At 65.5% G+C, this 21,392-nt stretch carries 19 protein-coding genes; 7 read left to right on the plus strand and 12 right to left on the minus strand.

Annotation, left to right across the window (positions count from 1 at the left end; all coding sequences use genetic code 11):
* Positions 1–17: 17 nt before the first annotated feature.
* A complete protein-coding gene (locus AC5Y42_RS14125) occupies positions 18–230 on the plus strand; it encodes a dodecin (protein ID WP_499898930.1) in 213 nt (70 codons plus the stop codon).
* On the opposite strand, the gene AC5Y42_RS14130 is transcribed toward AC5Y42_RS14125, so the two are convergent.
* The 5 genes from AC5Y42_RS14130 to mutA form a co-directional block, all read right to left on the minus strand.
* Positions 227–1,789 carry an RNA-guided endonuclease InsQ/TnpB family protein gene (locus AC5Y42_RS14130; RefSeq protein WP_499898932.1) on the minus strand — a complete coding sequence of 521 codons (1,563 nt, stop codon included), beginning with the start codon at positions 1,787–1,789 and terminating at the stop codon, positions 227–229. The genes AC5Y42_RS14125 and AC5Y42_RS14130 overlap by 4 nt on opposite strands.
* 828 nt (positions 1,790–2,617) lie before the next feature.
* On the minus strand, positions 2,618–3,883 hold the full coding sequence (gene lipL, locus AC5Y42_RS14135) for an esterase/beta-lactamase LipL (protein ID WP_499898934.1): 1,266 nt from the start codon (positions 3,881–3,883) through the stop codon (positions 2,618–2,620).
* A gap of 52 nt (positions 3,884–3,935) precedes the next feature.
* Positions 3,936–4,925, minus strand: coding sequence for a methylmalonyl Co-A mutase-associated GTPase MeaB (gene meaB, locus AC5Y42_RS14140; protein ID WP_499898935.1), 990 nt, complete (start codon positions 4,923–4,925; stop codon positions 3,936–3,938).
* Positions 4,926–4,929: 4 nt separating this feature from the next.
* Positions 4,930–7,218: a methylmalonyl-CoA mutase gene (gene scpA / locus AC5Y42_RS14145; RefSeq protein ID WP_499898936.1), complete on the minus strand. Its 2,289-nt coding sequence runs from the start codon at positions 7,216–7,218 to the stop codon at positions 4,930–4,932.
* A gap of 5 nt (positions 7,219–7,223) precedes the next feature.
* Entirely contained in the window at positions 7,224–9,062 is a 1,839-nt protein-coding gene (mutA, locus tag AC5Y42_RS14150; RefSeq protein WP_499899051.1) for a methylmalonyl-CoA mutase small subunit, read from the minus strand.
* Positions 9,063–9,182: 120 nt separating this feature from the next.
* Between mutA and AC5Y42_RS14155 the strand changes: the two genes are divergently transcribed.
* Positions 9,183–9,941, plus strand: a complete 759-nt coding sequence (locus tag AC5Y42_RS14155; protein WP_499898938.1) for a TVP38/TMEM64 family protein — start codon at positions 9,183–9,185, stop codon at positions 9,939–9,941.
* A 766-nt stretch (positions 9,942–10,707) separates the two neighbouring features.
* The gene (locus AC5Y42_RS14160) at positions 10,708–11,841 is read left to right on the plus strand and encodes a PPE family protein (protein WP_499898940.1); all 1,134 of its coding nucleotides are present in this window, start codon (positions 10,708–10,710) and stop codon (positions 11,839–11,841) included.
* A 24-nt stretch (positions 11,842–11,865) separates the two neighbouring features.
* On the opposite strand, the gene AC5Y42_RS14165 is transcribed toward AC5Y42_RS14160, so the two are convergent.
* A complete protein-coding gene (locus tag AC5Y42_RS14165) occupies positions 11,866–13,386 on the minus strand; it encodes a DUF7159 family protein (protein WP_499898942.1) in 1,521 nt (506 codons plus the stop codon).
* Positions 13,387–13,582: 196 nt separating this feature from the next.
* On the opposite strand from AC5Y42_RS14165, the gene AC5Y42_RS14170 reads away from it, so the two are divergent.
* Positions 13,583–13,891, plus strand: a complete 309-nt coding sequence (locus AC5Y42_RS14170) for a helix-turn-helix domain-containing protein (protein ID WP_499898944.1) — start codon at positions 13,583–13,585, stop codon at positions 13,889–13,891.
* Positions 13,892–13,933: 42 nt separating this feature from the next.
* Here the strand turns inward: AC5Y42_RS14170 and AC5Y42_RS14175 are convergent, their stop codons facing one another.
* The gene (locus AC5Y42_RS14175; protein ID WP_499899053.1) at positions 13,934–15,262 is read right to left on the minus strand and encodes an MFS transporter; all 1,329 of its coding nucleotides are present in this window, start codon (positions 15,260–15,262) and stop codon (positions 13,934–13,936) included.
* A 177-nt stretch (positions 15,263–15,439) separates the two neighbouring features.
* Here AC5Y42_RS14175 and AC5Y42_RS14180 point away from each other — a divergent pair, with 177 nt between their 5' ends.
* Both AC5Y42_RS14180 and AC5Y42_RS14185 read left to right on the plus strand, forming a co-directional pair.
* A complete protein-coding gene (locus tag AC5Y42_RS14180; protein WP_499898945.1) occupies positions 15,440–16,060 on the plus strand; it encodes a TetR/AcrR family transcriptional regulator in 621 nt (206 codons plus the stop codon).
* 22 nt (positions 16,061–16,082) lie between these two features.
* A complete protein-coding gene (locus tag AC5Y42_RS14185; RefSeq protein ID WP_499898946.1) occupies positions 16,083–16,577 on the plus strand; it encodes a nitroreductase family deazaflavin-dependent oxidoreductase in 495 nt (164 codons plus the stop codon).
* Positions 16,578–16,669: 92 nt separating this feature from the next.
* On the opposite strand, the gene AC5Y42_RS14190 is transcribed toward AC5Y42_RS14185, so the two are convergent.
* From AC5Y42_RS14190 to AC5Y42_RS14200, 3 genes are read right to left on the minus strand one after another with little or no spacing between them, the layout of a single operon-like run.
* Positions 16,670–17,029, minus strand: a complete 360-nt coding sequence (locus tag AC5Y42_RS14190; protein ID WP_499898948.1) for a DoxX family protein — start codon at positions 17,027–17,029, stop codon at positions 16,670–16,672.
* A 1-nt stretch (position 17,030) separates the two neighbouring features.
* On the minus strand, positions 17,031–18,173 hold the full coding sequence (locus AC5Y42_RS14195) for an SPFH domain-containing protein (RefSeq protein ID WP_499898949.1): 1,143 nt from the start codon (positions 18,171–18,173) through the stop codon (positions 17,031–17,033).
* Positions 18,174–18,190: 17 nt separating this feature from the next.
* Entirely contained in the window at positions 18,191–18,625 is a 435-nt protein-coding gene (locus AC5Y42_RS14200) for an NfeD family protein (RefSeq protein WP_499898950.1), read from the minus strand.
* A 58-nt stretch (positions 18,626–18,683) separates the two neighbouring features.
* Here AC5Y42_RS14200 and AC5Y42_RS14205 point away from each other — a divergent pair, with 58 nt between their 5' ends.
* Entirely contained in the window at positions 18,684–19,541 is an 858-nt protein-coding gene (locus AC5Y42_RS14205; RefSeq protein WP_499898951.1) for an Rv1486c family protein, read from the plus strand.
* Here AC5Y42_RS14205 and AC5Y42_RS14210 read toward each other — a convergent pair.
* Both AC5Y42_RS14210 and inhA read right to left on the minus strand, forming a co-directional pair.
* Positions 19,507–20,562: a ferrochelatase gene (locus AC5Y42_RS14210; RefSeq protein WP_499898952.1), complete on the minus strand. Its 1,056-nt coding sequence runs from the start codon at positions 20,560–20,562 to the stop codon at positions 19,507–19,509. The genes AC5Y42_RS14205 and AC5Y42_RS14210 overlap by 35 nt on opposite strands.
* 16 nt (positions 20,563–20,578) lie before the next feature.
* Positions 20,579–21,388, minus strand: coding sequence for an NADH-dependent enoyl-ACP reductase InhA (gene inhA, locus AC5Y42_RS14215; RefSeq protein WP_499898953.1), 810 nt, complete (start codon positions 21,386–21,388; stop codon positions 20,579–20,581).
* Between the last annotated feature and the right edge of the window lie 4 nt (positions 21,389–21,392).

The following is a 21,392-nucleotide window of genomic DNA, read 5'->3' on the forward strand; positions in this document are numbered from 1 at the left end:
AAAACTAGGGGAAGCCGATGAACAACCACACCTACCGCGTGATCGAAATCGTCGGAACGTCTTCAGAGAGCGTCGACGCGGCGATCCGCAACGGACTGGCCCGCGCAGCGGAGACCACCCGCAACCTCGACTGGTTTGAGGTGCAATCGGTGCGCGGCCACCTCGAGAATGGAGCCGTCGCGCACTACCAGGTGACGATGAAAGTCGGCTTCCGGCTCGAAGACGCCTAAAGCGTGTCGAACAACTCTGGTGAGTATTCGGCACCGCCCTTCTCGGGCGTCGTCGGTTCAGGCCGCGGATGCGGTGTGAACGTCGGTTCCCGCGTCATTCGGGCTGGTTTCACCAACACTAGGGTGTCGGCCAGCGCCGTCCCGTCGGCGGGCATTGGTGGCCCGGCCTCCTGCTTGGGGGTCCGGGGATCGAGGGGGTCGTGGTGGGTGTGGCCCCAGCGGGCCAGATTCACCGCGGCGTTAGTGTCTCTGTCGGCGGTATGCCCGCACCTGCAGGTGAACACCCGATCCGCAAGCGTCATTTCACGGTTGACGGCCCCGCATTGGGGGCATAGGCGGGTCGAGGGATACCAGCGGTCGGCTTCGACGAGCTGCCCGCCGCGCCATCTCTGCTTGTAGGCGAGCATCCGGGCGAACTGCCACCAGCCGGCATCGGAGATGGCGCGAGCCAACCGGTGATTGCGCAGCATTCCGTGCACGTTGAGGTTCTCGATGACGAGCCGGTCGTGGGTCTTGACCAGCTCGCCAGACACCTGGTGCAGAAAATGGCGGCGCACACTGGCGACACGGTGATGATGCCGCCCCAACCGGGTAGCGGCATCCTTGCGGTTGTGTGATCCTTTCTTCTTGCGCGACAACGATTTCGCCAACCGTCGTTGGCGTTTGAGCCCAGCAGCCAACGCCTTGGGCGCGTCGCTGATGCGGGCGACCTCGGTGCCATCGGCGGTGGCGGCGACCAGAAACGCCGACAAACCGCGATCCACGCCTATCCAGCCGCCACCATCGTCAAGGCGAGCCGGGTGCTGGTAGTCGGGATGCAGGTCGGCGGCCTCGACGGTCAGCGAGATCCACCACCGACCCCCGCGATGGCTGATGGTGACGAACGGGATTTTCGCCCGACCCTTTGTGAGCATGCGGCGCAGTCGGCGGGTGTCATCACACACCCCGATCAACCCGATGCCAGGCAGCGTCACCGAGCGGGGCCGCTCGCTGTCGCCGACCCGGATGGCCGGCGGTCTACCCTTGGAATGTTTGTTGCGCAGCCGAAACGACGGAACATCACCGGTCCTCTTTTTGAAGCGCGGAAACCCGACCCGCCTGCCTTTACGCCAACCAGATCGCGAATCCGACCACGATTTCAGGCCCTTACCCAGGTCGACGGCGGCTTCCTCGAACACCTGCTGACACACCTCACCCCGCCACGCCAAGCCGGTCACCGTCGTATCGGCAACACCACGGCTGTCGACAGTGAAGACCCGCCCGGCGTCCTCAGTCTTCTTCCACGCGTTGAAGGTGTTGATCAGATCAAACCCCGTCCAGGGCACCTTAGTATTCGGGTCGGTGCAACGTTGTGTGAGCGCATTTTTCAGCATCCGAAGGCACTGGTTGAACGCGAACCGCGATGCCCCCGCATGCCGCGCCAGCATCTCATGTTGCTCAACCGTCGGGTCCAGACAGAACCTGAATGTGGTGTGTCGGGTCATCTCACCACGCACCATTTCATAGCCCACCGACAACACCCTGGCCAGCGAAGAATTGTCGAACCCTGCGATCACCATCGCCAGCTCATCCGACCCGGAACTCGGTTCCCGACGCCGCTATCGATCCGATCCGTCCGACACCGCGTAGGCTCGCATTACCCGCTTTGTCGTACCGAACATCCCAAAGGTGGACGGTAGTCCGTACCGCGAATATCTCGACGCCGTCCTGTATGTGCTTCGCACCGGCTGTGTGTGCGCCACCTCCCCCACGACTTCGCCGTGAACTGGGCGGCGGCGGCCCACCAACACTTCCTGTGCTGGTGCTGCAACGGCACCTGGGCCCAAATTCTGACCACGATCCGCGCCGAAGTCTGCGCCCGATCCGCTCGCCGCCGCAGACCGCGGCGGCGGTTTGGACTGCTCATTTGGTCAAGGCGTCTCCGGTGCCCGGGCCACACGGGTTTGACGCGGCGAAGAAAGTCGACAGCGTGAAACGGCACATGTTCATCGACTCCGCCGCCATCTTGGTCGCGGTCGCCCCCCTTCCCACCGGTGAGCCTGCAGGACCGGGCTGCCTTCCTGGCGTTATTTTGCGAAGGCCAAAACGGGTCGCGCCCACCATCAGCCACATGTGGGTCGACAAGGGCTACACCGGCCAAACCGTCACCCGGGCGGCAAGCCAAGGCCAGTGTGACCGTCGACGACGTGTCTGGACCAAAACCCGGCCGTGGTTTCATCGTTCAACCCCGCCGCCGGGTCGTCGAACGCACCGATGGCTGGATCAACCACTACCGACGCAGCGGTCACCACTACGAAACCACCCTGGCCGCACGAAGGCTTCGTTTGCCTCAGCCAAATCGCCCTGTTACTAAGCAAACTCGACCGTAGCCACTTGGTCGACACGCTTCAGCCCACAGCAGCTCCGGGCTCAGAGAAGGGTGCCCCGAACTCTGCCACCCGCTCGAACCCGTGTTTGCGGGCCTCAGCGGCACCGTGCCGCAGCATGGTGCCCGTCGCGACGAACCCGGCGTGATCCACCACGACAAACGGCGACAGCAGCCGGTTGTGCACGAAAGCGAATGCCAACCCGCTCGCCGGATCGGCCCATCCCAGCGAACCGCCAAGCCCGACGTGGCCGAAGCCTGGCATCAGATTGAACGGCACCTGGTGATACCCCAGGTGGAAACCCAGCGGCACAAAGATGTTCCGGTCTGGACGGAGACTCGGCCGGCCGGTGAGGCCGGCGACCAACTCGCGGGACAGGAACCGGGTGCCGTCGATCTCGCCGCCGTTGGCGATCGCCCCGTACATCTTCGCCAGAGCACGCGCAGTCACCACTCCGTTCACCGCTGGCAGCTCGCCGTCCAGGAACGGAATCTCGCCCTGCACAACCGCTCTCATTCCCGGGAAATACATGGCGCCGAATCCCGCGGACCTCTGCAGCGCGGCGATCTTAGGGGCCACCGCGTTGAACAGCGGGTTGGGGATGGTGCTTTGCGGCGTAATGATCTGCGCGGGCTGCGTCGGCGCGTGGACTGGAGGCCGGCCCAGGTGCAGCCCGTCGGTATTCAGCGGCTCGGCCAACTCCTGGCGGAACAGCTCGCGCATGCCCTTGCCGGTGACCGCCCGGGCCAGCCCCGACATCAACCAACCGTATGTCAGCGCGTGATACGCGGGTTTGCCCAGGAGCTTCCCGGCCGGCGCCGCTGCCATCCGCTGTTCCATCACCGCGTGATCCAGCAAGTCTTGCGTACTCGCGCCGTGCAAGGCCGACAAGCCGGCCCGGTGCCGCATGACCTGACGGACGGTGATGTCGGCCTTGCCGTTGGCGCCGAACTCCGGCCAGTACTCGGCAACGGGAGCGTCGTAGTCGATCAGGCCTCGGTCGGCCAATCGGTGGATGACGGTGGAAGCCATGCCCTTGGTTGCCGAGAACACCATCGGAGCGGTATCCGCTGTCCATGGCACCCGTCCGCGCCGGTCCGCGCACCCGGTCCACACATCGACGACCGGTTCGCCGTCGAGATACACGGCCAGTGCTCCGCCACCGAGCCGGCCCCCGGGGAACATGCTGGCAAAGCTGCGGACTGCGCAGGAAAAGTGTGGATCGGCGGCTCCGTGTACCCGGCGCGGAAGTACCGACCGCCGGTTGCCCACGACTTCGAGCCTCACATCTTCGAATTTACCGACGTCATCCGCAAACAAGACTGAAGTTACCTTTCCGTTAGCCTGATGCAACCTTGAGTATTTGCTGAGCGGCCAACGCAGGGGTTAATTCCCCGGCAATGACCTGGCGTTCCACCTCGGCGCGGATCTTGCGGACCGCCGGATTGGCCAACACCCGATCCAGCACCGTGTCGCGGACCATCTGCCAGGTCCAGTCGACCTGCTGGGCGCGACGGCGCGCATCGAACTCGCCGGCGTCAGTCAGTACGTGCCGATGACGTTCCACCGTGTCCCACAGCTCAGACAGGCCGGTTCCCTCCAGTGCGCTCATCGTGAGAACCGGCGGTCGCCAGAGCGTCTCGCGCGGATAGATCAACCGGATCGCCCCGGACAGCTCACGTGCAGCGGATCGAGCCTCGGGCAGATGCTGACCGTCGGCCTTGTTCACCACGACGATGTCGGCCAGCTCCAGCACACCCTTCTTGATGCCCTGCAACTGATCCCCGGTGCGGGCCAACGTCAAGAAGACGAAGGTGTCGACCATGTGGGCGACCGCTACTTCGGATTGGCCGACCCCGACGGTCTCGATCAGGATCACGTCGAAACCGGCGGCCTCCAACAACACAACGGTTTCCCGGGTGGCCTTGGCAACCCCGCCTAGGGTGCCCGAGGTCGGTGACGGTCGGATGTAGGCGTCGGGATGCACTGCCAGCCGCGCCATCCGGGTCTTGTCGCCGAGGATCGATCCGCCGGTGCGGGTCGACGACGGATCGACCGCCAGAACCGCCACCCGATGACCCTGCCCGATCAAATACATGCCGAGCGCCTCGATGGCCGTCGACTTGCCTACCCCGGGAACCCCGGTGATGCCGACGTGGTGGGCCCTTCCGGCTTCCGGCATCAGCGCCAGCAGCAGTTGTTGCGCCCGGTCGCGGTGGTCGGCCCGGGTGGACTCCACCAACGTGATGGCCCGCGGCAGGGCCGCACGATCACCGCTGCGGACAGCGGCGGCGAGTTCGTCGATGCTGTCGCCGTTCTCGGTTGTCATTGAGTTAAAGGGTGTACCCCAGCCGCTCGGCCAGCTTGTGCAGCAAGCCGCTCGCGGCGTCGGCGATGACGGTTCCGGGCGGGAAAATGGCGGTGGCTCCGGCGGCGTAGAGCTCGTCGAAGTCGCCCGGCGGGATGACGCCGCCCACCACGATCATGATGTCGGGCCGGCCCACTTCGGCCAGCGCATCCCGCAGCGCCGGCACCAGCGTCAAGTGACCGGCCGCCAGCGACGACACCCCGATGACGTGCACGTCGTTGTCAGCGGCCTGGCGGGCCACCTCGTCCGGAGTTGAGAACAGCGAACCCACGTCGACGTCAAACCCGATGTCGGCGAACGCCGTTGCGATCACCTTTTGCCCACGGTCGTGGCCGTCCTGGCCCATCTTTGCCACCAGGATGCGCGGACGTCGACCGTCGGCCTCGGCGAACTTCTCCACCAGCTCGGTGGCTTTGGAAAGCGGGGTAATGTCTCCGTCTCCTCCCGCCTCGTCGCGGTAAACCCCGGCGATGGTACGGATCTCGGCCTGATGACGTCCGTACACCTTCTCCAGCGCATCGGAGATCTCCCCGACGGTGGCCTTGGCCCGGGCCGCGTTGATCGCCAGTGCCATCAGGTTATTGCCCAGCCCGTCCTCGCCGCCGGGCCCGTGCTCGCCGGCGGCGCGGCTGAGTTCGGCCAACGCATGCTCGACGGCGCCCTGGTCCCGATCGGCCCGTAGCTCCTGCAGTTTGGCGAGTTGCTCGCTACGCACCCGGCTGTTCTCGACCTTTAGCACCTCGATCTCGTGGTCCTCGTCGACCTGGTACTTGTTGACGCCGATCACCGGCTGCCGCCCGGAGTCGATACGCGCCTGGGTGCGCGCGGCAGCCTCCTCGATACGCAGCTTGGGGATGCCATCGTCGATGGCCTGGGCCATACCGCCATGCTCTTGCACCTCGGTGATGTGCGCACGGGCGCGTTGGGCCAACTGGTAGGTCAGCCACTCCACGTAATACGAGCCGGCCCAGGGATCGATCGGCCGGGTGGTTCCCGACTCCTGTTGGAGAACCAACTGCGTATTGCGCGCGATGCGGGCGGAAAAATCGGTGGGCAGGGCCAACGCCTCATCGAGCGCATTGGTGTGCAGTGATTGGGTGTGCCCCTGGGTGGCGGCCATCGCCTCGATGCAGGTACGCGCGACGTTGTTGAACGCGTCCTGGGCGGTCAACGACCAGCCCGACGTCTGCGAATGTGTACGCAGTGACAGCGATTTGGGGTTCTTCGGGCTGAATTGGGCGACGAGCTCGCTCCACAGCAGCCGGCCGGCACGCAGTTTGGCGACTTCCATGAAGAAGTTCATCCCGATGCCCCAGAAGAACGACAGCCGCGGCGCGAACTGGTCGATACTCAGGCCGGCGTCCAGGCCGGCTTTGATGTAGTCCACCCCGTCGGCCAGCGTGTAGGCCAACTCCAAATCAGCTGTGGCGCCGGCCTCTTGGATGTGGTAGCCGGAAATCGAGATCGAGTTGAACTTAGGCATCTTCGTGCTGGTATAGCCGAAGATGTCGGAGATGATCCGCATCGACGGCTTGGGCGGATAAATGTAGGTGTTGCGGACCATGAATTCTTTGAGAATGTCGTTCTGGATGGTGCCGGCCAGTTTTTCCGGCGGCACCCCCTGTTCCTCGGCGGCCACCACATAGAGCGCCAGGATCGGCAGCACCGCGCCGTTCATCGTCATCGACACGCTGACCGCAGAGAGGTCGATCCCGTCGAACAGCTGCCGCATGTCGAGGATGGAATCGATTGCCACACCCGCCATTCCGACATCGCCCTGCACCCGTGGGTGGTCGGAGTCGTAGCCGCGGTGAGTCGCCAAATCGAACGCCACCGACAGGCCCTTCTGGCCGGCGGCCAGGTTGCGGCGATAAAAGGCGTTGGAGTCTGCGGCCGTGGAGAAGCCGGCATACTGGCGGATGGTCCACGGCTGATTGACATACATCGTCGGATAGGGACCGCGCACATACGGCGGTTCACCGGGGAAGCTGTCCAGCGGGTAGCCCTCGGCAACCGCCGCGTCACGGTCAGCGGCGATGTAAACCGGTTTGACCACAATGCCTTCCGGCGTCTGCCAGTCCAACTGGTCCGGGGTGTACCCGTGCGCCGACGCGGCTTTCGCTACGTGCTCGGTGACCGCTGCTTCGGTGGCGGGCTCGGCGGCACGCTCGCCGTGCAACGGAACGTCGGCGAAGCTACCGACGGCGGATGCGGTCTCCGGGGCCGGCCGGCCGGCGACATCGTGGACGGTCATGGTGGCTAGGCTCCCAACCGGGTCAGCAGGTTCGACAAAGCCTGGACCGCATCGATCTTGGCGGTCAGGTAGTCATCGGGCCGGTGTTGGGCCTCCCCCATGGCCTTTTCCGGCCCGGCCAGATAGACGCGCTCTACCCCGGCGTTGCGTGCGGCCTCGACGACGCTCTCGGCCTCGGCCGCGTAGCGCTTGTCGGTGCCGCAGATGATCGCCAATGTCGGAGAACCGTTGGCGGACAGGGCCTGAGCGACACCGTCGGCGTCGAGTGGGCCTGGGTTGACCGCTTCGATACCGCCGGACGCCAACAGGTTTGCTGCAAAGGTAGTTCGGATATTGTGCTCGGCCAGCGGCCCCAACGGCAACAACAGCACCCGGGGGCGCTCGTCGGTGCGTTCGAGGTACGCATCCGAACGGTTCCGCAACGCCTCGAACGCGGCTGCGTATCGTTTGATAGCCGCCGATGAATCTGATTGCGGCAACGGCGGTTCGGTGAGGTTCGGGTATTCATTGACGCCGGTGACGGCGGTGCGTCGGCGCGCAATGTCGTCGGCGCGGCGCCCGGCGATCTCGGCGATCTGATCGGCCACATAGTCGCGGGCGTCGACGAATCCACCGCGATGCTCGATGGCCTGGAAATGTTGCCACGCCTGCTGCGCCAACTGCTCGGTGAGGTCCTCGACAAACCACGACCCGCCGGCCGGGTCCAGTACCCGCCCGATGTGTGACTCCTCGAGCAGCAGCAATTGGGTGTTGCGGGCGATGCGCCGCGAGAAGCTTGTCGCCATGCCCGGGAAGCCGCCGGGGATGGCGACGTCGAACGGCAGCACGAACACGGTGTCGGCTCCGCCGACGCCCGCGCCGAACGCGGCAAGGGTGGTGCGCAGCATGTTCACCCAGGGATCGCGCTGAGTCATCATCGGTAGCGATGTCTCGGCGTGGATGGTGGTCGCTCCGGCCGCTGGGGCGCCGGTAACCTCGGCGACTCGCGCCCAGAGTTGGCGGGCGGCACGGAATTTGGCGATCGTCATGAATTGGTCGTCATCGGCTGCGAATCGGAAACTGATCTGCGGCAGCGCTTTTGCGACCGATAGACGCGATTTTTCGAGTATCCGCAGATACGCCACCGCCGCGGCGATGCTGCCGGCCAGTTCCCAGGCTGCGTTGGCGCCCAGGTTGTGGAACGCCGGGCCGTCGACAGTGATCGCCCGTGCGCCCTGGCTGTCAGTGACCCGTTCGGCGAGCGCGACCACCTCGTCTAGCGGTGCGGATGCCCGTCCGCTCAGGGGGGCGGTCAGCGGGTCGGCTCCCAGGTCGATCGACAACGTCGCCGGGTTGTCCGATTGGGCAGCCAATGCCAGCAGCCGATCAGCAGCGCCGGTGTAGTCCGCGCCGGCATCGAGGATTATTGGCGCCAGTTCGAGGTAGACCCCGGCGAGCAACTGGTCGAGCTGTTCCGGCGGTACACCGTCCTGACCGACACGAAGTAGCAGCGCGCTGGCCCCATCGGTGAGTGCGGCCAGCACCGCGGCGTTGCCGTCGGCGCCATTGGCCGGGAATGCCTCGACGACCTTCCAGCCCGAATTGACATCGCGCAGCGCGTCGCCGCCGCGGAGATAGGGCCATTCGCCAGGCAGAGACGTTTCCGGCAACGCATCGAATGCGGTGTACAGCGGCCGGATGGCGAAGCCCTCATACGTCGGGGTGTCCAACTGCCGCTCCGGCTCGGCGCCGAACTCGTCGGCGTCGCGTCGCATGCTCTTGGCCAACACCCCGGCCACCGCCGCGCGCCATTTCGCCCGGCCCTGACCGAGGTCGGCGGGCTCGGCGGACACATCGAGAGACACCGGCGGCTCCTGTTGTTGCAGCATGTGGCCCCCTTCGTCGGGGGTCGCCACTTGATAACCAGGCTAATTGATACCGGTCCGCGCCCGGAAACCGAGGGCAGCCGCCCGTAGTCTTGAGCTGTGACGGCTCGCGCGACCAGCAAAATCGCTGATGTGCTGCGCGGCGTGGCTTCCTCGGTCGTCGCCACCGCACGGCAGGTGCCCCGACGACGGGTTGTCGTGATCGCGACGGCAGTAGCCGCCCTGGTGGCGGTGGCATTGCTGGTGCCGCTACCCACGGCGGTGCAGCTGCGCGACTGGGCGACGTCCGTCGGGCCGTGGTTTCCGCTGGCGTTTCTGGCCGCCCACATCGTGGTGACGGTATTGCCGTTTCCGCGGACCGCCTTCACCCTGGCCGCCGGGCTGTTGTTCGGGCCGGCGGTGGGGGTGGCGATCGCTGTGGTGGCCAGTACCGCCAGTGCAGTGATTGCGTTGGCGTTGGTGCGCGCGGCCGGTTGGCAGCTGAGCCGTCTGGTGCGCCATCAGGCCGTCGAAACGCTGGATGCCCGCCTGCGCGAGCGCGGCTGGGTGGCGGTGGTATCGCTGCGGCTGATTCCCGCGGTGCCATTCTCGGTGCTCAACTACGCCGTCAGCGCGTCAGCGGTGCGGGCGATGCCGTACACGCTGGCGACGCTTGCGGGTCTATTTCCCGGGACCGCCGCGGTAGTCATCCTGGGCGATGCGCTCACCGGCCACCTCAGCCCGCTGCTGGTTTTAGTGTCGCTGTGCACGGGCCTGGTCGGCGCGGCGCTGTTGAGCTACGAAGTACGCCAGCATCGGCGGCATCACTCGGGATCTGGCGTCGAGCAAAAGACTTGTGCTGCACCCAAAACACGCTGAATCTGGCGACTCGGGAGTGACTGGGCGTAGCGCAGGCTCCGCGAACTCTCTCTATGTATTTGATTTGACCGAAGCGCGGGAGACGTCCATGGGGCAACTGCCTTGATAGTTTTGAATGACTATGAGTTTTCGCGACGGCCCCAGCCCGCCATGGCTGCGGTCGGCCGTTGCACTCGTTGTTGCGACGTGTGTGTTGGTTGGCGTACTCGGATACGGGTTGGTGCGATTCGGGGTCGCGGTGTCTTCACCGTCGCCTCCTGTGTTGGTATCGCTGTCCGTCGACGACATTCAAGGCGCCGATGTTGACGACGACTCGTCGCCGACAAGCCAAAAGGCATCTGCCACTTTGGGACTGCACCGTGCGGTGGCACCGCGGCTACGTTGGTGGCCGCTATCGCGATGGTCGCCTGCGCCGACTCCCTCACCGACGCTCGGTTACCGGCCCAGTGGTGCCGGCACCCACGCGCCTGCCATCTTGCTTGCGGGCCAACAACTTTTGACCCAGTTCTGCATCAACCGTTGCTGATCGGTTCGAGCCGAGCCGTTGTTACCGCACAACGGCCGGTGCGAACTGACTCAATTGCTCCGGTGCGCATCTGTAGCGACCGGTCACTCGCGTCGACCTGCTGATAGGCCCACGCCCACACGACGAGTCGGCGAGACCCATTTCCCTAACGACTTTTCAGGAGAACTCATGTCTTTAGTCAGCATTGGTCCGGAAATGACGACTCGTCCGATCTCGACCGGCTGAAACAGGGTAGTAGAAATGGATTTTGGACTGTTGCCTCCGGAAATCAATTCCGCACGCATGTATTCCGGTCCCGGCTCAGGGCCGATGCTGGCCGCCGCGGTGGCCTGGGACAGACTGGCCGCCGAGCTCCATACCACGGCCGTGGGCTACCAGTCGGTGATCTCACAGCTGAGCAGCGGGCCCTGGCTGGGGCCGGCGTCGGCGTCGATGGCAGCCGCCGTGGCACCGTTTATCGCGTGGTTACACACCACCGCCGGGCAAGCAGAGCAGTCGGCGTCTCAGGCCAGGGCTGCGGCGGGCGTCTACGAGACGGCGCGGGCGATGACGGTGCCTCCGCCGGTGATCGCTGCCAATCGCGCGCTGCTGATGTCGTTGATGTCGACAAACGTTCTGGGCCAAAACACTCCGGCGATTGCGTCCACCGAGTTTCACTACGGCCAGATGTGGGCGCAGGATGCCGCGGCGATGTACGGCTATGCCGCAGGCTCCGCGACGGCGTCGACGGTAATGCCGTTCACCTCCGCGCCGCCCAGTGCGGACCCGGCCGGTGTGGCCCGTCAGGGCGCCGCAGTTGCCAGAGCCGTCGGTGAATTTACCGGCACTCAGGCGCAGAAAATTCTGTCGCCCTCAGTGATTCCCAGAGCGCTGCAGGGACTCGCATCGCCGTCGTCGCCGCTGGAACCGGCTCAGTCGATCCTGGATTCGCTGAGCGGACATACCAGAACTGTGGCGTCGTCGTTGAGTTTCCTCGTCGGTGCGGCTGGGCTGGCGAGGACCGCGAATATCGCCGGCGCGACAGGAGGCGCCAGTGTTCAGACGCTGTCCTCAGCGGCGGGGGCGTCGGGATCAGCGGGGTTATCAGGCCTGGGCGCCGGTGCTGGCGGTGCAATCTCCGCGGGTGTGGGCCGAGGCGCCTCGGTCGGCGCGCTGTCGGTACCGCAAAGTTGGGCTGCGGGGGCGCCGGTCAGCAGCCCGGTTGCCCTGTCGACGACAAACATCGGTTCGAGCGCTTCGCCGGTTGTTGCGCCGGCAGGCATACCGCTAATGCCGATGGCGCCCATGACCGGGCGAGGTGCTGCCCGCGTTGCCGATGCTGGCCGATTCCTGTTGCGGCCCAACATGGTTCCGCGGTGGCCGGTGGGTGGATGACGGGGCGTCGGCCGGGCGGCGGTGTCAGCGACCTCTGCCGTGCCCGCCTCCAAAGCCACCGCCGAAGCCCCCGTGACCGCCACCGATTCCGATGCCGCCACCACCGCCGCGATTACCGCCGCCTGGCTGCCAGCCGCCCCGGTTTCGCGGACCACCGCCTGGCCGCCAAGCCGGACGCTGCGGTAGGCGCTGCGACGGCGGGCTCTGTACCGGCGGATTGAAGACTGGCGGTAGCCGGGGAGCCAGCGGCACCATCGGAACCGGCACCGGTACTGGGACTGGAGCTATCGGCACAGGTGCAGGAGCCGCGGGCGCAGGCGCCGCCGGAACCGGAGCCAGCGCGTCGGGGGCAGGCGCCGGGGCCTCGGGCGCAGGCGCCGGGGCGTCCGGAGCGGGGGCGGAGGCAGCGGGCACATGAACGGGCGCCGGGGCGGAAGCCGCGGGCGCGGGTGCCGGAGCCGCCGGTATGGCATCCGGTATTGGCTGCGACTCGCGCACTGGCGGCTCGATTTTGTTCAGCGACGCCGGCGGAGGCGCCGGGGCCTGCTGAGCCGGCACGACGAGATTTCCGCGCGGGCTTGGCTGCTGACTGACCGCGGGGCGCACGGCAACAGCCAGGGAAACGACCAGTGCCAGGATCCCAGCGAAGAAGACCATCATCACGCTGAGCGCCACCAGGAACGGTCTGCGTCCGTAGTCGTTCTCGTCAGCGCTGAGCTCGGCATCTGCACCGGCGAAAGCGTCGTCGTCCGCTGCAATACTGTATGCACGAATTTCGGTCAGGCCGGTGTCGGCGGAGACGTCGATTCGCTCAGCCGTCGTCCAGTCATGCACTTGCGAGTAGGCCAACGCGGTTGTCGATGACGCAAACAGCGGCGAATTGGCCGACGCTAATGCCGCCCCGCGTGCCAGCGCCGTTTCGGGATCGTCTGGACCGCTGACCGGAAGAGCGGTGGCGGTCGCCAGCTGGGGTCTGATCGCTGTGACGTCGACACCGCAGCCGACGACGAAAACCCCGTCCGGGCGCCCATTCAACGTGTCGAGCCCGTCCATCATCTCGGTCAAGGCGGTGGGCGCATCGGCGCTGCGCAGTGGCTGTCGGCGTACGTCGACGATCGAGCCGTCAGCGGTGTCGACAATGGCCAACGTCGCAGTGTCCGGCTCGACGAACAGCAGCCCGGTATGCGCATACCCCACAGCGCTGCCGGCGGTCTGAGCCAAAGCGGCTGCGGCCAAGAAGGCCGAGACCAACATGACGTTCTCGACTTTGTGGGCGGCCAGCGCGTCGCGTAGTGCCGCGGCTTCCACCGGATCCGTCCACGTCACCCCGGTCGATGCGAGATGGTGGTCGCCTTCGGCCGCACTCTCCCGGGTGCCCAGGATGGCGGCGATCACTTGATCGGCCGCCCCGGAGTTCGCCGAGTCATCGACGGTGGCTACGTCGAAGTCGTCCTTGTCGACCGTCAGCCCGTCGGCGTTTTCTCCCTCGACCAGCACCATGCGGACCGTCTCGGGCGCCATCGACATACCCAGGACGATGTCCACTGATCCTCCCCCGCTGGTTTGCTGGCTTGGCGGTCCTCGGATGACGGCGCATAAGACCGCCGGCTACCACCATAGCGTCGTGGCCCACTACATCAAGACGGCGCGCGCCGCCCATAACCCGCGCCCGCCAACCGGGTCGCCAGCTCTGCATGGCGGAGGGACAACAACTCCATGCCGAGTATTAAAGTTCAAGATCATGGATGACCGCGAAAAGGATCCTGCGGTGGTGCTGCCCTATCTGGTCGGCAGACCGCTGGCCGCGACCGAAGTCTACGAGGCGTTCGGCTACCGCAAGTCCGCGTACTACAAGGCGGCACGCGAGAACAGGCTGATCAGCGCCGACAACCTGATCAAGGTGGCCCGCTACTTCGGCCTGAATCCAGTTGACTTGCAGGTCCGCTACGGGTTGATCGAACCCGAGGCGGTCACCGAATACGTGCAGTCAGATCCCGACCTGCCGCGACTGCGTGATCTTCGCCCGGACCCCACCAAACCGCCGGTTTAACCAGAGCACGCGGGAAACGGCTTAACGATGAGACCCCGCTGACTACACGTCTGCGGCCAACTCACGCGCCTCCTGCTCGTTTTCGACCGATGGTCCGGATCCGGGCAGCCTCCTGCCGGCCATTTCGGGCGTGAAGGGCAAAGTGACCGCGCCGACCAGGCCAGCGACCATCAGCATGTAAGCAGGCACCATCTGACTGCCGGTAATGGAGATCAGCGACTCGGCGATCAGTGGGGTGGTGCCGCCGAAAGCCGACACCGAGATGTTGAATCCGATCGCCACTGCGCCGTAGCGCACATTCGTTGGAAAAAGCGCCGGCAACATGGATGGCTGAGTGCCGTTGAAACAGAGCAGCATGATCCCGACGAGCAGCACGCCGATGAATACCGCCAGGTAGCTACCGCCGAATCGGATGAGCAGGAAGGCCGGGATCGATACTGCAATGAGCAAGCCGCAGCCGGTCCACATGATCGGTTTGACACCGATGTGGTCGGACAACTTTCCGACGAATACCACGGCAGACAGCAAAATAACCAGGACCAGCAGGATCATTACCAGCGCCGCCGACTCGCCGATGCCTGCGGTCTTCTTGAGATAGGTAGGCAGGTAGCCACTGAGCATGTAACTGCTGACGCTGAACGTCAGCACCAGACCCATGCAGACCAGCAGTGGCTTCCATTGCTCCACAACCGTCTGTCTGAACTGTCGCCCGGCGCCCTCGCTGGACCTCTGCTCACTTTCATCCTTGTTCTCGTAGTCCGGCGATTCTTCAAGGCGCCATCGCATGTATACCGCGACGACGGCGAGCGGCGCGCTCACCAGGAACGGGATTCGCCAACCCCAGCTCGCCATCGCGTTGGTCGGCAGCGCGGTCTGCAATCCGGTCACCACGAGCGCTCCGACCACGAACCCGCTCATCGTGCCTACCGGCAGGAATCCGGCCATCATGCCGCGTTTGCGGTCCGGGGCATTCTCACCGATGTAAGTCATCGCGCCGACGTAGTCACCGCCGGTGGAGAGGCCCTGGAGGATTCGCGTGACGACGAGCAGGATCGGGGCCCAGATACCGATGGCGTTGTAGTCCGGCAGCACCCCCGTGGCCGCCGTGGCCGCACTCATCAGCAAGATGGTGATCACCAGCACCTGTTTGCGTCCGATACGGTCGCCGAGCGGGCCGAAGATGAACCCGCCGAGCGGGCGCACGAGGAAAGCTGCCGCCAGCGTGCCGAAGGTGGCCAATAGGCCGACTGCGCTGGAACTGTCGGTCGGGTAAAACACCTGCGCGATCGTCGTTGCCAGATAGCCATAGACGCCGAAGTCGTACCACTCCGTGAAGCTCCCGACGGCAGTACCGGCGATCGACCGCCGCATCGCCTCCTGGTCGGCGACCCGGATCTCGCGTCGTTTCCATTTTCTCTTGTGCCGACGCTTACGGCCGGTCGCGCGACGTCCCTGGCTCATCAGGACATGGCGTACCCAGAACGGCCCGATTCATCCGCAAAGCGGTGCCATTTGGCGTCGACTAAACAAGCGTTTACAATTGTGAACATGCATTTACCGCCGCCGGATGATCGCACGGCGCGGGCCCGCATCCGTGACGAGGCGCTGGCGCTGTTCGCCGCCCGTGGTCCCGACGGCGTCACAATGCGCGACATCGCCGCCGCCGCACGGGTGTCACCGGCCCTACTGGTGCGCCACTACGGTTCCAAGGACGGCTTGGTGGCGGCAGTCGACGATCACGTCGTCAGCAGTCTTGAGGCGGTGCTGAGTGAAATGACGACGCGCACTGCAACTTCCGGTCTGGATCCCGCCACGGTGCCCAGCATGCTCGACGGCCTGGCTACCCACCTGCCACCTGACTCGGCGATCCCGGCCTATCTGAGCCGGTTGCTGATCAGCGGCGGTGCAGCCGGGACAGCACTCTTCGCGCGGCTGCACCGCCTCAGCCGCGACACCCTCGACGCCATGGTCGCCGCCGGAACCGCCAGCCCGGGTGTGGACCCCGACATGCGGGCGGCCTTCCTGTTGGTCAACGACCTGGCGGTGCTGACCCTGCGTTCGCGGCTGGCCGAAGTGCTCGGCGTCGACCCGCTCTCGGCAGAAGGCATAACACGTTGGGCGGGCGAGGTTTTCGCTATCTATCGCGACGGACTTGCCAGCGACGCCTGACCCGCCAAGAAATGGAGGCCCCATGTCCACCACGCATCCGTCCTCGCTGTTCGCTGCTGTGGGCGCACGGATCCTGCGGTCGCGCCGGCTCATGCGCGCGCCGATCTGGATCTATAAGGCCCGTGCCGGAGCGTTGTTGGGGTCACGTCTACTGATGCTCGAACACATCGGCCGCAAAACCGGTACGCCGCGTTACGTCGTGCTCGAAGTCGTCGGCCATCCCGCGTCCGACCGATATGTCGTCGTCGCGGGCTTCGGCGAAAAAGCTCAATGGTTTCGTAATGTCCAGGCCAACCCGCACGTGCGGGTCTACGCGGGGAGCCGTGCGCCTGCGCCAGCAACTGCGCGGGTGCTGAATACGGCGGAGGCAGATCAGGCGCTTGCGGAATACATCGCCGATCGCCCCCGCGCCTGGGAACAGTTCAAGCCCGTGCTCGAGCAGACGCTGGGCGCCCCGATCACCGAAACCGACACACCTCTGCCGATCGTCGAGCTGCGACTCAACGCGAGGGAATGACGACGGCCAACCTCACCCGGTCCCTGACCACCGCAACGACGGCTGCCGCGGAACTCGTGTCCGCGGCAGCCGTTACTTGTTCACACCGCGAGTCACTGACGCCGACTCGGGCCCTTCGCCGTCAGCACTGCGTACATCGCCAAAAATGACGCCGCCGGAACCGTATTCACGACTCGGTCGCGGGCCCGGATGTGCGCCCCGACCGCGAGCACAAAGTAGAGCGTCAGCATCGCCGTCGTCAGCCGCGCAAGTCCTGGGATCCGGGTAACCGACAGCAATCCGACTACGGAGGCCACTTTGGCCACCGGAAGAATCCACCGGATGTTTTGCGGAACGCCCAGCGTATCAAGGGATTTCGCGATGTACGGGAGCGGGATGGCACACGCCACGGCATCACCGGCCTGGAAAACAGCCAGCGCCGCATAGGCTTTTGGGGATGTCAACGCACTCACCTTACTGATGGAGTTCCGGCGGAACACCGATCACACCCTCCACCGGCTTGCGTGCGTCGGCTTCGGCTTTGGCCACCGCCTCGATGATCTTTGGATCGGTTTCGGTGGAGAACCAATCGGCGATCTCGTCGCTGTCATCCTCCGGCTTGGGCAGATCATCCTCGACCGGTGACGGTTGGTAACGAAAGACCCCGTCATCGCCCGGGGCACCCAGCAGTTTGGTGAAACCCTGCAGCGCTGAACCGAAATCGCTGGGTACGACCCACACTTTGCTCGACTCGCCCTGGGCGATCTGTGGCAAAACCTGCAAATACTGATAGGCGAGCAGCTCCGGGGTGGGCCGGCCGGCCTTGATCGCGGCGAATGTCTTCTCGATTGCCTTGGCCTCGCCTTGGGCCTGTAGGTAGGCAGCCGCCCGCTCCCCTTGCGCGCGCAGCATCCGCGACTGCCGATCGGCCTCGGCGGCCAGGATCGCGGCCTGCTTGGCGCCTTCGGCTTGGAGGATCTGCGACTGCTTCTGTCCCTCGGCCTGTTTGATCGCCGACTCCCGCTGACCTTCGGCGGTCAAGATCATCGCCCGCTTTTCGCGGTCGGCCTTCATTTGCTTTTCCATCGACGCCTGGATCGACGGCGGCGGGTCGATGCTGCGCAACTCGACACGGGCCACCCGCAGTCCCCAGCGCCCGGTGGCTTCATCGAGGACACCGCGCAACTGCTGGTTGATCTGATCGCGCGAGGTGAAGGTCTGCTCGAGGTTCATCCCGCCGACCACGTTGCGCAACGTGGTGGTGGTCAACTGCTCGACGCCGACGATGTAGTTACTGATCTCGTAGACCGCCGCCTGCGGATTGGTGACCTGAAAGTAGACGACGGTGTCGATGGCCAGTGTCAGGTTGTCCTCGGTGATCACCGGTTGCGGCGGGAACGACACCACCCGCTCGCGCAGGTCGATGCGGGCGCGGATGCGGTCGATGAACGGCACCAGCAGCGTCAGCTGCCCGCTGACCGTGCGGCTGTAGCGGCCCAGCCGTTCGATCACCGCCGCTTCGGCCTGCGGGATCAGCGCGATGGACTTGGCCACAATGATGACCGCGAAAATCACCAGGACCGCGAGAAACACCAAACCGGCAGCTGCACCTTGCATTCTCCGATTCCTCTCTCTTAGACGTTCTTCCAGACCACGGCGGTGGCTCCGTCGATGTGCATGACGGTCACCTGGTCGCCGGGTTCATAGACGTCGCCGTCGTTGAACGGCCGCGCCGTCCACACTTCGCCGCCCAGCTTTATCTGGCCCTCATGGCGCGCGACGCGATCGAGCACCAGCGCACTTTTGCCTTCCAGCGCCTGAACACCCGTCTGCGCGCCTTTCGCGGGGGTCAACCGTCGCCGCAGTCCCGGTCGGACCAGGACCAGCAGCAGGACTGAAACCACTGCGAACACCGCGCCGTCGGCCCAGACCGGCCAGTCCAGTAACCAACTGCTTCCGGCAGCCGCCAGCGCCCCGCCCCCGAGCATCAGCAAGAACATGTCGCCGGTCAGCGCCTCGGCACCAGCGAGGGCCAGCGCGAGGATCAACCAAATCAGGGCGGCGGGCATGCCGCCAGGATAACGTGCGACCCGTCGATCACGGCGAACAACAACTAGACTGCGGATCATGTGGTGCCCCAGCGCTTCGCTGTCGGTATGGGCCAACGCCTGGCTCGCCGGCAAGGCCGCGCCCGATGATGTCCTCGATGCGTTATGGCTTTGGGCGCCAGCGCAATCCGTCACCGCATATGATGCCGTCGCGGCGGGGCATACCGGCCTGCCGTGGCCGGATCTGGACGACGCCGGTGCGGTGTCGCTGCTGCAAACTCTGCGCACCGCGGCCGGCCGACCGTCGATGTCCGCGCCGGCGATCAACCTGGTATTGCCGGTGCCCGGTGATGTTCGCGGGCTGGCTGCCGGCACACAGTTCGCGCGCGACGCGATGGCGGCCGGCGAGGCGGTAGTGGTGTCTGACCGCGACGACTCCACGGTGGCCGTCGGGTTGGTCCCCGATTTCCGTTATGACGAATCCGACGCGGACACCGATGCCCCGGAGCCGGGTGCGCTGTCCTGGACGGTCTACTCATTGACCGACGTGCCGGTACACAGCCACGACGAGCTCGGCGAAGCCGAATACGGGCTGCGGTCAGCGGTACGGTCGGCTGCGGAAGCGCTCGGCACCATCGGTCTTGGCTCCACCGGCTCGGATGTCGCAGATCCGCGCGGACTTGTCGAGCAGCACCTGGAAACCACGCGCTGCCATCGCATTCCCGACCACGCGCCGCCGCGCGCCGTGCGGGTCCTGGAGACCGCGGCGCATGTGGACGCGATCGTGACCGTCAGCGCGGAATTGAGTCAGACCGGGACGCAGTCGTCATCGGAAGCACAAATCGCCAGCGCCGCGCTGCAACCGCTGGCCACCGTGGTGCGTTCTGCGCGGATGGCTGCGATCAGCGCGATTCTGCAGTCGGCGTGGCAGGGCTGAGCGTCGCCGACCACTCGCCCACGCAGTGCGGCGGTCCGCACGGTATGCCGTTAACACTCGCCCCGCAGCCGGGCACCGGGTCCGGACCCGCCGTACGGGTAGGGCGGCGGCCGTCGCGCAGTTCATCGACCAAATCGATGGCCAGCTGTGCGAATCGGCGATCCGCGTTGGGTGTGGCGGCCCGCGCGAATGCCATGCCCGCCGCATCAGCCTGCTCCCGCAGCTCATGGTCGAGATCCCACACCACTTCAATGTGGTCGGCGACAAAGCCGATCGGGCAGACGATTACAGACTTAGTGTCGGGGAGCGTCGAAAGATGGACGGCCACATCCGGTTCCAGCCACGGAACCTGAGGCGGGCCCGATCGCGACTGCCAGACCACGTCATAGTCCCGGTATCCGGCGGCGGCGGCGACCAGCCCTGCGGCGTAGCCGACTTGGCGGCTGTACAGGCGCGGGCCGCAGCGCTGATCGGCAGCTATCGGGATGGAGTGTGCAGTGAACACCAGTCGCGCATCTGCCGGCACGGTGCCGGCGGCAGCGGCGACGGCCTCGGCGAACATCTGCACGAACAGCGGATGATCGAAGTAGGGCCGCAGTTTGACGAGGTCCGGCACGCGGGGGCCGACCACTCTCCGCGCTCGGGCGATGTCCTCGACATATTGGGTGCAACTGGAATAGCCGCTCCACGCCGACGTGGTGAACACCGCTGCGCGGCGAATCCCGTTGTCTCGCATGGTCGCGACGACGTCTTCGACATACGGCTCCCAGTTACGGTTACCGAAATACACCGGCAGATCCACGCCGCGGTCGGCCAATTCGGCACGTAGCTCGGTGACCAATGCGCGGTTGATCCTGTTGATCGGCGACACTCCACCGAAATGCAGATAGTGCTCGGCAACCTCGTCCAGGCGCTCTGGTGGCACACCGCGGCCGCGAGTGACGTTCTCCAGGAAAGGCCGCACCTGCTCGGGGCCCTCGGGTCCGCCGAACGACAGCAGCAGGACCGCGTCAAAGTCCACGGAATTCCATCGCCGTCTAGAGTAGTTGGGTGCTGGCGCCGCCGTCGGCGTAGATAATGGTGCCCGTCGTCGCCGGAAGCCAGTCTGACAGCAGCGCGCATACCGTCTTCGCGACCGGCGTCGGATCCTTCATGTTCCAACCGATCGGTGCGCGCTGGTCCCAACCCTCTTCGAGCAGCTGCATCTGGGCGCCTGCCTCTTCGCCGAGTGCGCCACCGACGATGGCGCTCATCGCCAACGTCCGGATCGGGCCGGCCGCAACAAGATTGGAGCGCACACCGTACTGGCCCGCCTCGCGCGCCACGAAGCGGTTGACCGATTCGAGTGCGCTCTTGGCCACGGTCATCCAGTTGTATGCCGGCATCGCGCGGGTCGGGTCGAAGTCCATTCCGACAATGGAGCCGCCGGGGTTCATGATCGGCAGCAGTGCCTTGGCCAGCGAGGCGTACGAATACGCCGAGATGTGAATACCTTTGGCGACATCCTCATACGGCGCGTCGAAGAATGGGTTGATCCCCATTCCCGTCTGCGGCATGAAACCGATGGAATGCACCACGCCGTCGAGCTTGTTGCCGTCACCGATCTCGGCGGTCACCCGCTCGGCAAGCGAGTCGAGGTGCTTCTCGTTCTGCACGTCGAGTTCGATCAGCGGCGCCTTCTCCGGGAGCCGGTCGGCGATGCGCTGGATCAGGCGCAACCGGTCAAACCCGGTCAGCACGAGTTGCGCCCCCGCGTCCTGGGCCGCCTTGGCGATGTGAAACGCAATCGACGAGTCGGTGATGATCCCGGAGACCAGGATCCGTTTACCTTCGAGCAGTCCTGCCATGTCC

The sequence above is a fragment of the Mycobacterium sp. NGS48 genome, from assembly GCF_059812585.1.